This is a genomic window from Fructilactobacillus sp. X2R1C1, from assembly GCF_059901435.1.
In genome coordinates this window covers 445,522-458,803 of the sequence record NZ_JBWXUV010000001.1, presented here as the reverse complement: position 1 = coordinate 458,803, position 13,282 = coordinate 445,522, and the positions used below count along the sequence as shown (strand labels likewise).

15 protein-coding genes, 1 tRNA gene and 1 riboswitch are annotated in these 13,282 nt (G+C 39.6%); of the genes, 8 read left to right on the top strand and 8 right to left on the bottom strand.

Annotated features, from left to right (window positions below; all coding sequences use genetic code 11):
• Positions 1–30: 30 nt before the first annotated feature.
• Complete coding sequence (locus AC6UDG_RS02200; protein WP_500706293.1) at positions 31–1,578, bottom strand: ABC-F family ATP-binding cassette domain-containing protein; 1,548 nt, start codon at positions 1,576–1,578, stop codon at positions 31–33.
• A 118-nt stretch (positions 1,579–1,696) separates the two neighbouring features.
• Here AC6UDG_RS02200 and AC6UDG_RS02195 point away from each other — a divergent pair, with 118 nt between their 5' ends.
• The 8 genes from AC6UDG_RS02195 (at position 1,697) to AC6UDG_RS02160 (ending at position 8,552) form a co-directional block, all read left to right on the top strand.
• On the top strand, positions 1,697–2,077 hold the full coding sequence (locus AC6UDG_RS02195; RefSeq protein ID WP_500693493.1) for a VOC family protein: 381 nt from the start codon (positions 1,697–1,699) through the stop codon (positions 2,075–2,077).
• 112 nt (positions 2,078–2,189) lie between these two features.
• Positions 2,190–3,836, top strand: a complete 1,647-nt coding sequence (locus tag AC6UDG_RS02190) for an APC family permease (RefSeq protein WP_500693492.1) — start codon at positions 2,190–2,192, stop codon at positions 3,834–3,836.
• Positions 3,837–3,916: 80 nt separating this feature from the next.
• The gene (locus AC6UDG_RS02185) at positions 3,917–4,447 is read left to right on the top strand and encodes a hypothetical protein (protein WP_500706292.1); all 531 of its coding nucleotides are present in this window, start codon (positions 3,917–3,919) and stop codon (positions 4,445–4,447) included.
• 74 nt (positions 4,448–4,521) lie between these two features.
• The gene (locus AC6UDG_RS02180) at positions 4,522–5,031 is read left to right on the top strand and encodes a YbhB/YbcL family Raf kinase inhibitor-like protein (RefSeq protein WP_500706291.1); all 510 of its coding nucleotides are present in this window, start codon (positions 4,522–4,524) and stop codon (positions 5,029–5,031) included.
• A 16-nt stretch (positions 5,032–5,047) separates the two neighbouring features.
• Entirely contained in the window at positions 5,048–5,515 is a 468-nt protein-coding gene (locus AC6UDG_RS02175; RefSeq protein ID WP_500693489.1) for a universal stress protein, read from the top strand.
• A gap of 162 nt (positions 5,516–5,677) precedes the next feature.
• The gene (locus tag AC6UDG_RS02170; protein ID WP_500706290.1) at positions 5,678–6,481 is read left to right on the top strand and encodes an alpha/beta fold hydrolase; all 804 of its coding nucleotides are present in this window, start codon (positions 5,678–5,680) and stop codon (positions 6,479–6,481) included.
• Positions 6,482–6,497: 16 nt separating this feature from the next.
• Complete coding sequence (locus tag AC6UDG_RS02165) at positions 6,498–7,682, top strand: O-antigen ligase family protein (RefSeq protein WP_500706289.1); 1,185 nt, start codon at positions 6,498–6,500, stop codon at positions 7,680–7,682.
• A gap of 102 nt (positions 7,683–7,784) precedes the next feature.
• Positions 7,785–8,552, top strand: coding sequence for a flavodoxin family protein (locus AC6UDG_RS02160; protein WP_500693486.1), 768 nt, complete (start codon positions 7,785–7,787; stop codon positions 8,550–8,552).
• A 51-nt stretch (positions 8,553–8,603) separates the two neighbouring features.
• Here the strand turns inward: AC6UDG_RS02160 and thiM are convergent, their stop codons facing one another.
• The 7 genes from thiM to AC6UDG_RS02125 all read right to left on the bottom strand — a co-directional run bounded on the left by thiM (position 8,604) and on the right by AC6UDG_RS02125 (position 13,255).
• Positions 8,604–9,395 (bottom strand): hydroxyethylthiazole kinase, encoded by a 792-nt coding sequence (thiM, locus tag AC6UDG_RS02155; protein ID WP_500706288.1) that lies wholly within the window; start codon positions 9,393–9,395, stop codon positions 8,604–8,606.
• 4 nt (positions 9,396–9,399) lie between these two features.
• Positions 9,400–10,038, bottom strand: a complete 639-nt coding sequence (gene thiE, locus AC6UDG_RS02150) for a thiamine phosphate synthase (RefSeq protein WP_500693484.1) — start codon at positions 10,036–10,038, stop codon at positions 9,400–9,402.
• 5 nt (positions 10,039–10,043) lie between these two features.
• A complete protein-coding gene (gene thiD / locus AC6UDG_RS02145; RefSeq protein WP_500706287.1) occupies positions 10,044–10,850 on the bottom strand; it encodes a bifunctional hydroxymethylpyrimidine kinase/phosphomethylpyrimidine kinase in 807 nt (268 codons plus the stop codon).
• A gap of 20 nt (positions 10,851–10,870) precedes the next feature.
• The gene (locus tag AC6UDG_RS02140) at positions 10,871–11,509 is read right to left on the bottom strand and encodes a TenA family protein (protein WP_500706286.1); all 639 of its coding nucleotides are present in this window, start codon (positions 11,507–11,509) and stop codon (positions 10,871–10,873) included.
• 66 nt (positions 11,510–11,575) lie between these two features.
• A riboswitch (TPP riboswitch) is annotated at positions 11,576–11,666 on the bottom strand.
• Between the two features lie 45 nt (positions 11,667–11,711).
• Positions 11,712–12,275, bottom strand: coding sequence for a cysteine hydrolase family protein (locus AC6UDG_RS02135; protein WP_500706285.1), 564 nt, complete (start codon positions 12,273–12,275; stop codon positions 11,712–11,714).
• A gap of 15 nt (positions 12,276–12,290) precedes the next feature.
• Positions 12,291–12,959, bottom strand: coding sequence for an SDR family NAD(P)-dependent oxidoreductase (locus AC6UDG_RS02130; protein ID WP_500706284.1), 669 nt, complete (start codon positions 12,957–12,959; stop codon positions 12,291–12,293).
• 224 nt (positions 12,960–13,183) lie between these two features.
• Positions 13,184–13,255: transfer RNA gene (locus AC6UDG_RS02125), tRNA-Arg, on the bottom strand.
• Positions 13,256–13,282 lie beyond the last annotated feature (27 nt).

Here is a 13,282-nt window from a genome sequence, read left to right as displayed (position 1 = left end):
CGAAAAGACACTTCAAAATGAAGTGCCTTTTTATTTTTGGTTTAAACTTAATTTTTCGACATCAATGGTCTTGTCAACCAATCCATCATAAAAACTGGCTTCATGACTAACAATGATGGCATTCCCAGGAAATTTAATAATTGCCCGTTTTAAAGCATTTTTAGTCTCATCGTCTAGGTGATTAGTCGGTTCATCCATGATTAAGAAATTGCTTTTTACAAATTCCATCAAAGCCAATTTGACCTTAGTTTGTTCTCCACCAGAAAGCTCACCAATTGGTTTCATGGCGTTAGCAGCGTCGAGTCCACAACGACCCAGCTGAGAACGAATCTCCTTCTGTGTCAACTTGGGATACTTATCCTGAATGATTTGCAGGGGTGTCATCTTACTATTCGGCCAGATCAAGTCTTGACTGAAATAGTTAACCTTCGCGGATGGAGAAAAGTTAGCCTTTCCCCCCTTTGCCGGAATTTGTCCGAGGATTGATTTAATTAAGGTTGACTTTCCAACCCCATTAAAACCCTGAAGCCCAACTTTCTGATCAGTATTAACGGAAAAGGTAACTGGCTTAAGTAACGGTTGATCGTAACCAACTGACAGTTGGTCAACCACTAGTGCGTTCTGGGATCCAGTATCAGCATACGGAAAGTCAAAAGAAGCCTGGATGTTACTTGAAGGTGGCTCAATCACATCCATTCGTTTTAACATCTTTTCCCGTGATTTAGCCATATTGGAATGACTTCCGGCCTTGTTTTTTTGAATAAAAGTTTTGGCCTTGGAGATCTCTTCTTGTTGTTTCTCGTACTCCCGCTGCTGGGTCATTTCTTTTTCGTCTTTTTGTCTCATGGCGGACTTGAAATCACCACGGTACTTAGTGACCTTCCCAAACGCAACGTTTACGATACAATTCGTTACTTTTTCTAGAAAGTCGTAGTCATGGGAAATGATCATCGCTGCCCCATCAAAACTATTTAAATAATCTTCCAACCAATTAATGTGAGCGGTATCCAGATAGTTAGTCGGTTCATCAAGCAAAATTACATCAGGATGCTCCAGAATTAATTTCGCTAAAATAATCTTAGAGCGTTGTCCCCCGCTCATTTCAGAAATGGTTTGGTCTCTCCCAATGTCGTCAAGACCCAATCCATTAATCACCTGTTCGACTTCAGTATCAATATCATAAAAATTACGAGATTCAAGTTGTTCTTGGATTCTTCCCGCTTGTTCAAGTAACTTTTCGTCCATATTGTCGGCATATTTTACGTACAAATCGCTCATATGCTGATTCATGTTGTAGAGGTCTGAAAAGGCAGTATGCAAAAAATTAATCAGTGTCATTCCCTTTGGAATATTAACGTACTGATCTAGGTAACCAACTTTGGTCCCCTTTTGCCATTTGATGTCACCAGATAAGGGTAATTGCTTATTGGTCAAAATCTTAATCAAAGTTGATTTTCCAACTCCATTTTGGCCCACAATTCCCATGTGCTCACCTTTATTTAGCTGAAATGTAGCATCCGAGTACAGGTCTTTGTCGGCAAAACTCATACTTAGATTAGATACACTTAATAACGCCATTATATAATTCCCTCCATTATTTCATAACTTATACCGTAACACCGAATCGCAATCAACGTCAATCAGGTGAATTTGAGTGGTATAATTGTATGTACATTTTAAAAAAAGAGGAGTGCCTATGAAAATCAAAGATATTGATCACATCACCCTATTGGTAAATGACATCGAGAAATCGATGCGCTTTTACCATGAGGTTTTAGATTTACCAGTTGTGATCGAAACTGATTCTAGAATTGAATTTCAGCTGGGTCACCAACGACTCGTTTGTGTCACAAACAAGGAAGATAACGTTAAACCAGAAAATCCAACTCCTGGTTCTACCAGTTTCAGCGTGGTTGCAAGGGATCCACTTGACTCAATCCAGTCACATTTAGCCAACTACTTTATTGAAGTAGTTGCAGGACCGATCGAAAGTCAGGGACATAACGGTAAAATGAATTCACTATTTATCAATGATCCAGATAAAAATTTGATTGAAATTAGAGAGTATCAACGATAGGAATGAAAGGGAATACAACCCGGCTAAAATCCCCATCAAATAGTGTTTTTCAATTTTACAACCATAATCATTTTTGTTATATTCGTCGAATACGCAAAAAGAAAGGATACTTATGAAAAAAGAAAATTCGAAGGACAATTCAAATCAAAATGTTACTAAACCGAAAATGAGCCTTTTCAGTGTCACGATGCTGGCACTAAGCTCAATCATTGGTTCAGGATGGTTATTCGGTGCCTGGGAGGGTGCTAAAACCGCTGGTCCAGCTGCCATTATTTCGTGGATCATCGGTGCCGTTGTGATTGGTGCAATTGCGTTTAACTACATCGAATTAGGGACCATGTTCCCAGAAAGCGGAGGAATGAGTAAGTATGCCCAGTATACCCACGGACCGCTTCTAGGATTCATCTCATCATGGTCTAACTGGGTCTCACTTGTAACGCTGCTTCCAATCGAAGCGGTCGCTGCCGTTCAATACATGAGTTCATGGCCTTGGTCATGGGCCAACTGGACTCACGGGTTTTACGCCAATGGCACGGTTACTACCGAAGGGTTATTCGTCGTTTTTCTCTTCATCTTAGTGTTCACCTTGTTAAACTACTGGTCAGTCAACTTACTGACTCGTTTCACTACTTTGACTTCAATTTTTAAAATTGTAGTTCCAGTTCTTACCATTATTATGCTACTTGCTTCTGGCTTTCATCCCGGAAACTTTAACAACGTTCAAACTGGTGGATTTTTCCCATACGGAACGGCTCCAATCTTTGCGGCTACCACCGTATCTGGAATCATCTTCTCTTATAATGCTTTTCAAACGGTTATAAATGTTGGTGATGAGATTACCAATCCTAAGAAAAACATCTGGCGGGGAATCGTTATTTCACTTTTAATCAGTATCATCATTTACGTCATGTTACAGTTCACATTCGTTGGTGTTATTGACCCGTCAACTTTAGCCAAATACGGTTGGCATGGTCTTAATTTCAGTTCACCATTTGCTGATCTAGCCATTATGTTGAACTTGAACTGGCTAGTAATTCTACTCTATTTAGATGCCTTTGTTTCACCCTTTGGCACCGGAGTATCATTTGTTGCTTCAACTAGTCGGACACTAGCAGCAATGACCGAAAATGGTCATATGCCAAAGTTTTTAGGTAAGATTAACCAAAAATGGGGAACTCCTAGAATCGCAATGATCGTAAACTGGATTGTCAGTTGTATCTTGGTATCAGTGTTCAGAAACTGGGCTGTTTTAGCCAGTGTTATCTCAACGTCAACCTTAATTGCATATTTGACTGGTCCAGTTACCCTTGGATCATTACGTCTCCACGCTCCTCACTTCAAACGTCCAGTCAAAATTAGTTTTGCTGGAATCATGGCACCACTTGCCTTTGTTCTTGCTAGTTTGGCAATCTATTGGGCAATGTGGCCTACTACTATTGAAGTCATCCTTGTTATTATGCTGGGGCTGCCGTTTTACTTCTTCTACGAAAACAAGAACGGCTGGAAAAATACCCTGACCAAGTTTCGTGGAGGAGCTTGGATGGTCGCCTATTTAATCTTTATGTCAGCATTTTCGTATATCGGATCCGCACCATTCGGTGGTCAAAACTGGATTCATTACCCATATGATTTTATCGTAATTATTGTAGTTGCACTACTGTTCTTCTACTGGGGTGTCTTTAGTTATCAGCGCACTGGTAACATGCTTAACGCTAAAAGCGTCAATGAACAGGTCGATGATGATCAGGTCAACCATTAGTTAAGTTAATGCAAAATCATAAGGATTTTGTTATAATGCGTATGCATCTTGTTTTTCTTGAAATGGATGGAGGGATTCTTATGAATAGTCAAGATCCAGATTCGAGATACGAACGTTATGACTTTAATGCCGCAAATGGTCCAAAGCATCAAAAGAAAAACTTTAAGGCTTGGCCATGGGTTCTAGGACTAGTAGTGATTGTGATCCTGCTAGTCTTTGGAATTCACTTTCTGACAAGCGGCAGTGGGAATCGGATGAATGGATCCTCCACAAGTCAACAGAGTAGCAAAGCTATTCAATCAGAAAAAAAAGCAAAACATTTTAATAAGGCGGAACAAGCCACGACCAACAAGGAAGCGTCAGTAAACAGGAGCCAACAAGCACCAACAAATCAAAGTGGGTCACAATCAGCAAACGAAAATAATTCCAATGGAAACAACTCAACGAGTGATTCTAGTTCGATGTTTGCTACACCAAAATCATTTGACTCAGTTCAAGACGCTAAAAACTATGCACACGCTACTCAAAGCAGTTGGTTAGCAGCTGGTTACTCTAACTTTACGATTGAGCGGAATGGTCAGGGCTTTTACACCTTGCAATTTGTTAAATAAGGAACTATTTATAGTTCCTTATTTTTTTATATTCAAATGAATTTGGTATAATGAAGTGTATAGGAGGCACTATTATGAAAATTAATACTCCACTTCAAAATGGATTTTTACCTGATAAGTATACTAAACACGCTGACCCAGATGAAATGTTAGATGGTAATCCAATCATTTCATTCCCGATCAAAATCTCTGATGTCCCAAAAAACGCAAAGTCACTAGTAGTTATCCTACTGGACGACGATTCAATCCCAGTTTGTGGTTTTACTTACATTCATTGGGTGGCTGCCAACATTGATCCAAATATATCTGAAATACCAGAAAATGCTAGCCAAGATCAATCAATTAACATGACTTTGGGGAAAAATAGTTTAGCTGGTGGACTAGTACACGTTACTGATTCAAAATTAAATCAACACTACATTGGTCCTACTCCTCCCGATAAACCACACGATTATCAGTTGCATGTTTACGCCTTGGATCAAAAACTAGATTTAACCAACGGCTTTTGGCTTAATGAACTAAAGGAAAAAATGGCAGGACACGTCCTTGCCAGTGCCGAACAAATTTTACCAGTGAAAAACTAAAACGGAGGCTTTCATAATGCTAAATGGATACAAACACATTCTAGTACCAGTTGATGGATCAAAAGAAGCAGAGGCTGCTTTATACAAGGCGGCAGCGGTAGCACAAAGAAATAAAGGCCGAATTGACGTCTTAAACGTGATTAACACCACTAATTATGGATACAGCCTAGGAGTTGTTGATGGCAGTGTTATCACCCAAATCGTTAATGAAGAACTTAACTATTTAAAGGATTTAGTTAAGAAAGTCAAGGACCAAACTGGCATTGACGATATTCATATCCATGCTCGGTTTGGAAGTCCTAGAGAAGTAATTACTTACGAATTTCCCAAGGACCATCAAACCGATCTAATTATGATGGGAGCGACTGGTAAGGGTCGCTTGTACCGCATGCTTGAAGGTTCAGTTGCCGGATACGTTAACTCACATGCCGCCTGTGATGTGATTATTGTTAGAACCAACATGGAGAATACCCCAATCAAATAGTTAAGACTTATTTAAACAAAATAGCTAAGCCCTTACGCTTGGCTATTTTTTATTGCCTTTTAAAGATCAATTCATTTCAACCATCTAGCTGAATCACGTTAATTGTTATATGATGTTAGATGTTAGTGTACAAATTTAAAATAATTAAAAGGAATGTTTGCAATGCACATCAAAAAAAGAAAACACACCAAATCATTCATTGCCCTCTTTATCATCATCGTGATCGCCATCTTCGCCGGTGGCGGTTATTATTATTGGCATAACCATGGTAGTTTTCTCAGTAAATTAGACGTTAATCAAAGCGATACCGCTACTGTGTTCATTCCCGGACTAGGTGGAAATAACATCACGACTGGTTACATGGTTGACACCCTAAATCGTTACCACCTAGCAACCAAAACCTTACAACTGTATGTGAAAAAGGATGGTACCGTTAAAACCACTAAACAGTTCCATAAGTTTGGTGCTGATAATCCGACCGTTCAAATTGTCTTTCAGGACAATCATCATCCTTATTTTCAATCAACCCAAATGCCAAACGTAATGCGCTATCTGTACAAGAAGTACAACATTCGTTCAGTTAACATGATTGGGCATTCGTCTGGTGGAAACATTATTTACTATTACCTAGCTCATTATCCCAATCTTAAAAACGTTCCAAAGGTTAAAAAGTTCATCTCACTTGCAACGAACTATGCTCCAAACGATCCTGATGTAAAAAACCTACCAAAAGACCTTCAGATCCTTAATCTAGTTGGCGATATGAACCATTCTGGAACAGATGGCGAAGTTACAATGAAGAGTGAGATCCCAATGAAGAATCTTGTGACTGGCTACGTCAAAAGTTACAAGCTCTACGTATATCACGGAAACAGTTCCCAAGCTCAGCACACAATGCTTCACGAGAACCCATCCATCGTTAAGATCATCGCAGAATACTTCTTCACCGATAAGATGACCCAATAATTGGAGAATTTAATTAATGGCTTTAACCAATAAAAATCATTTATACCAGCTCGTGTACGTGCTGAGTTACGTTATTTTTCTAGCATCATCAGTAATCCTTTTGAACAGTCAATTTAATAACGTATATTCCGCTAAAAGTTTCTTGCAATGGCAAATCGCAGGGGTAATCACGTTAGTTGTCATCGGAATCCAAATCGTACTATTACTTACCAGGAGACATAACCCTAAACAGTGGACAATTATCATAATCATCGCAGTCATCTTTATCTTGTCATATCTTTTTCATTTAAATGTGATTACCAGTACCCTATTTTTATTGTTCTTATTCATGGCCAACGCTGACTTATTAAATCAAGATGCGTTTGCGACCATCGACCTTGCAACTAAGCTCGTTGTTCTATTCGTAATTTTGGCCTTTTTGATTTTACACGTGTTTCCACCACAAAATGCCATTTCATTTACCAGAGGATCATCCACTAGGTATGCAATTGGATTCACTCATCCAAACGTCTTAAGTGGTTTCATCTTAAGCATTTTCTGTTCGGCCCTTTTGCTAATACAAAATAGTCGAAAAAAACTGATGTACTTCGTATATGCCTTTATTTTCGTTAGTTACTTAATTATTGCCTACCTGACTGGTTCACGCGGATTTATGGTTGCTGGAGCTATCCTAGTACTTGGATTCGCTTTGAGCTTTGCTCATAAAATCACTCACCTACTACCAAAAATCACTTGGATCCTGGTTTCATTGACTTTCGTAGTAGGAATCGGCATGGTCGCTTGGGGTTCATCACTGCCATTATTCAACGTGTTGAATCGTGCCCTTTCCGGTCGTCCCGGACAACAGTTAACCGTCATTCAATATTTCTATTCGCCAAAGCTAATTGGACAAAATATGCCCCTGTTGGGTGCCCGATCAAACTTGTGGGTCGATAACACGTTCTTGTTCATCTTATTAAGTACCGGTTTCATTGGTTTAATGTTGCTACTGGCATTGTTTCTTGCTAGTGCTTACAAGGCTAAACAGGACGATAACTATTTCCTTTGTGTGATTTTAATTGCCCTTGCTGTTCAAGGCATCATTGAAACGCAACTTACTAATGCTTACATGTTTGCACCATTTATTTACGCTTTTGCACGAGTAATCCAGCCAGATCATCTTCATCAGCAGGCAATTGGGAGACACGTTAAAACCACATAATCAAAACCCATCATTAATGATGGGTTTTTTAATTGATATTAGTTTCACAAAAATATAACATGAAATAGAAAGAATTAATTAATTTCAAAGGAGGTCATAAATTTGCGTTATCTAGCATTTTTAGGATCACAAAGTAAGGATGGCTTGACTGCTAAGTACCTTAACGCAGTTATTTCAGGTCTTCCAAAGGATGCGCAGGTTGAGACATTATTTCTGCAAGATTATGACATCAAACCAGATAATCTCAAAAACCCCAATCCAACGCTTGACATGATTGAAAAGAAAATGGAAGAAGCGGACGTCTGGATCATCGCATCCCCGACGTACTTTGCTGATTTATCAGGAGTTACCAAAAATCTATTCGATTGCATGCGTCACCGAATGGTTAAAATGAACAGTATTGGTGATACCTTGCCCGGTAAGTTTAAAAACAAACACTACCTAAGTCTGACTACTTGCTTTCTCTCCTCATTTCAAAACTTCTTTACCGGCATTACCGATCAAACCTTTCGGACCATTGATAAGATCATGACCGCAGCTGGTCTAATCAAACTTGGAGAGGTTATTGGAACACATACCTGGGGAAGTAAGGGAATTCCTGACCCTAAAAAAATTGAACTGTGTAAACGGTGGGGACAAAAGATTGCCAACAAGCCACGAAAGGATGATAGTACTTTGAAACGTTATATCGAATTATTTTGTATGATTGCAGTAATGTCACTAGTGACAATGTTAATTGAAGGATTAGTTTTTGGACTGAAATTTAACGGAGAATTTTGGCTCTTCTACGTAGCATTTGTGGTTATTTTCTATGTTCTTCTAGCAATCTTGCTTCACTTCTTTACGTTCTTAAGACATCGTCGTCGTTAAACTTAAAACTAAATAAAAGCGACCAATTTTTAACAATTGGTCGCTTTTATTCTAATCATTGCTTTTTTCAATCTTAATTGAATCGGAAAGATGATGGTCGTCCAGTCGGTACAAGTTGTTGAAGAATTCGACTTCAAATGACGCCGGCTCATCCGGATATTTTTGCTCCGCTAGTTCACCAGCAATGCCAACCATAGCCGTCCCTAGTGCAATTTCATGAACACTTTGATGGTGAGCGGCAACCACGCCAATGACACCATCTAAAACATCTCCAGATCCAACGTTGATTGCTAATTCATGACTGCCGTTGTGGACCACATACGTTTCCTCCCCATTCGAAATTACGTCGTCAACTCCTGAAATGACAACCGTGGAATGAAATTGTTTAGCAGCCATTTTAGCAACCTGAACGCGATCACCATTACCGTCAGCAGCATCAATTCCACGACTGCCCCAGTCAATCCCTGCAATAAAGGCAATCTCACCAACGTTGCCACGCAAGACATCAATATTAATTTCACTACTAATCTTCTTAAAAACTTCCGTTCTTAATTCTGAGGCACTCACAGCAACTGGATCAACCACCACCGGCAAACGACGATTATTAGCTGCTTGACCAGCAATTATATCTAATTTAATACTATCATCGTTCATCGTCCCCAGGTTTAGGACCAAACTGTTAGCAATTGCCACCAAGTCATGACCCTCATTTGAAGAGTCACACATAATTGGTGAGCCACCAACATAACTAATTGCATCCGCTACTTTCTGTGGGGTCACCATGTTAGGAATGTCCAAAACAACGGGATTTTCCCTTCTAATTTCTTCTAAAATCGACGTCATACTATCATTTCCTCTCTAGTTTGCTAATTGTCTTTTCAACGTTAGTGCTGTCCATAATTGCTGATATTACCGCAATTCCAGCGTTTGAAACCTGATAAATTGACTGACAGTTACTTGCATTAATTCCACCAATCGCAACTACCGGTAAAGAGACCTGTCGTTGTAGTTGAACTAAACCAGAAACGCCAATCGGTGACTCGGCATCCGCTTTACTAGTGGTCGGAAAAATTGGTCCAATTCCTAAATAATCAATGCCAGTGAGAGGTTCACTACGTTTTAACTCTTCTTTGGTACTGATCGACAATCCAACTATCATTTCTGGATTATCATGAATCACCTTTTGCACGCTCTCATCACTTTGACCAACGTGGATCCCGTCCGCATTAATCTGATTAGCCAAATCCACGTCATCGTCCACAATTAGTGGAGTATGATGTTTAGTGGTTAAATGACGAAGTTTCTTTCCCATCTCAATCCTTTTCAAACCCGTAAGTGAACCTACACCCTTTTCACGGTACTGAAAAGCTGTAACACCAGCATCTAAAGCTTGGTCAATGTGATCCAAAAATTCAGTTTCAGAACCAGCAAAATTTTGGGTACCCGCCACCAGGTATATTTGCAGCATTTTTTTGTTAAATTGCATATTTATTACTCCCACATTCCATGATTTAGGGGCCCGTGTCCATGACCAATAATTAATGGTTCCCTGATAATTTTATCCAGATAATCTTTCCCAAAGCGAATGGCAGTTTCCATACTTTCACCACGCGCTAAAGCCGCGACAATTGCTGAAGAAAGCGTGTCTCCCGTGCCATGAGTCCGAACCGTATTCACCCGCTCGGCAGTCAACCAAAAATCAGATCCATCCTTTAAAAGAACATAGTCTTTTACGATCTTATCCGTACCATGTCCGCCTTTAATCATGACGTTTTTAGCACCAGCAATTTGAATTTTTCGTGCTGTCCTTTTGATTGCTTCATCAGATGCAATGGACTGATTCGTAATCTTTTCCGCTTCAGGTAAGTTTGGTGTTACTAAATCGGCCAATGGGATCAGTTCGTTAATCAAGGTTTTAATGGCGCCGGCTTCAAGTAGCACTGACCCTCCCTTAGCTACCATAACAGGATCGACAACAATTTGACCCAACTTGTATTTTTTAATGTTATCTGCCACTAAATGAACGTGTGCTTCGTCAAACAAAGCTCCGGTCTTAGTTGCTTTAATATCAAAATCATCACAAACGGAAGCAAACTGCTCATCAATAATTTTTTTCGGAAGTGGATACGTATCCTGAACACCAATGGTGTTTTGTGCCGTCACTCCCACTACTACGTTGGTGCTAAACACCTGACAGGCCTGCATCGTTTTAATATCAGCTTCCATCCCTGCTCCACCACCAGAATCAGTCCCAGCAATTGTTAGTGCTTCTGGATATTGATTTATTTCACTACTCATAGTTCCCCCCCTAAAAAGTTCTAAGCGTTATACATTTTGTTCCAAAAATCCAATTCATAATGACAACTATTCTGAAAAACTTGATTTGCGATGGCCCTTTCGTTTGGATGAGTTTCCGCCTGGAGATTAATAAAAGCAAAAATTTGCTTTACCTCATCTGCATCAGCATAAAACTTGATCCAATCGCTAAATGGATTGTTAATAAGGTTGGTTTTATTTAGTTCAGTAGCAACTACATAGTAAGTCCAAATACACGGTGCGAGCACGCTCAATCCAACTAGAATGGACTTAGTGCTCACGGCTTCACGCATACTTTCAACGTAATCCTTGGTAACGTTGAACATGCGGGCATCTTGAAGTTCATCATCAGTCACTTTTGCAATTTTTAACATGACCTCGTGCGGTGTGCTTTCGTTTTTAATCCCGGCAACGCAACCTGCCAAAAATCTTTTCAAATTCACATCACTTGTTTCAGTCTGAATTTGTTGAAACTGTTTAACGTAACCGTCTAAATACATTTCATCTTGTTGAACGTAGTTAATTAGCGCCTCTTCTGGTACTTTACCGCTTTTAATTCCCCTAACATAATCACAATTCATGATTTGATTCATTATTGTTGTCGCATTACTTATCAATTCATCGGTGAATTTATTTGTCATCAACTACTAACATCTCCCAAACAAAAAGGCTCCTCATAATAATGAGGAGCCTTCAATTATATTCTTAATTAAAGATCGCACGATTCCTTTCGCAGGTATTAACCAGTTCAAGTTCAATGGGTATAGTCTCAGCCACTTGGCACCCCCTCATACAGCTATTCAATTAAACTTATTATATGCTTTAAAATTTGGCATGACAATCCTAATCAACTACTTTGGCACCCAAGACGGTCTTAAAGTGATTCATCGCAAACTTCTGACCCAAATCGGAAAAGGTTGCCACCCCACTTTTATGAATAACCAAGTTATAGGCAAGGTTATAACCAGCAATTGCGGTGTGCAAGACACAAATGTCGGTGCAGACACCCACCAGATGGAGAGTTTTAACGTTTCGTTCTCTCAATCTAAGATCCAGATCGGTGCCAGCAAACGCACTATACCTAGTCTTATCCATTTGCCAAACGTTATCTAACTTTTGGTTCTTATCAAACCACTTTCCGACGTTTCCATACAACTGACGACCCCAAGTTCCCCGTACGTTGTGAGGTGGATACAACTTCGTCTCAGGACTGTATGGATCATCTTTTTTATGAACATCGGTGGGCAAAATGACAAATTGGTCATCATTTTTAAATTTTTCAGCCAAGTCACTAATTGATTGGTCGAGATCTTGAGCTGGCTTCCCGGCGGTCAATGACCCTTTATCATCAACAAAATCATTGGTGTAATCAATGATTAAAAGCGCACTTTTTTCTTTATCAGCCATTTTTAATCTTCTTTCTTAAAAATCTGACGGCTTCTCGGGATATTTAATTTCTTTTTCGGAGCGATCTTGAACAGCCTTTACGTATACCTTGGCAACGTTGTCGGGCTGCATTTCCTCACTACTACCAGATAGTCCCTGAATGGTAATCAAACCGACGTAGATATTATCATCTTGAACCGCATCATGAAGTGAAAAGGCGTAATCACTTAAAGCCGCTTTAGTTGCTGCTAAAGTGACATTGCCTTTGGTAGGATGAAAGGCAGCTCCACCACCAGTAATCAGAATGTTCCGGCTTCCCTTTTGATCGTCTGAAAGGCCAACAAATTGGCGGGTTGTCGTAATGGCACCAAAAACGTTGGTATTGTACATTTTCTTAATCTGGTCTAATGGTAATGAGAATGGTGTATCTAGAGTCTTATCACCGACGTTATAAACCATGGTTTGAGGAATCCCATATGCCATTTTAATCTTACTAAACACGTTGGTTACCTGCGCTGGATCGGTAACATCAGCAGCAATAAAATCAGCTTTAATCCCTTCTTGATGCAAATCTTTAACAAACTGCTTTAACTGAGCAGCATCTCTGGCCACCATAATCGGTGTCTTGCCAGCTTCACCAAACTTTTTGGCAATTGAAAAGCCAAATCCTTTTCCAACTCCAAAAATTACTACACTTTCACTCATAAAATTCCCTCCTAAAGTTGATTCAAGAAAAGTTTACCACCATTCTGATAGACGAGCATTTTTTATGTTTTGTTATTTAAACACAAAAGGAGCCCCACTACCAAAAGTAGTGAGGCTCCTTTGCGACTTAATCTCCGTTAACTAAGTATACCAGTTTTAATAATTTTGTCAGCCCTTACATTTGCTTTCTATAGGTGTTTTGAAAATAACCGGCAAATAATATATGCGCCCCCCGAGAGTCGAACTCGGATCATGAGGACCGAAATCTCATGTGCTATCCATTACACTAAGGGCGCTTAACAAATACTATGCTATCGATAAAC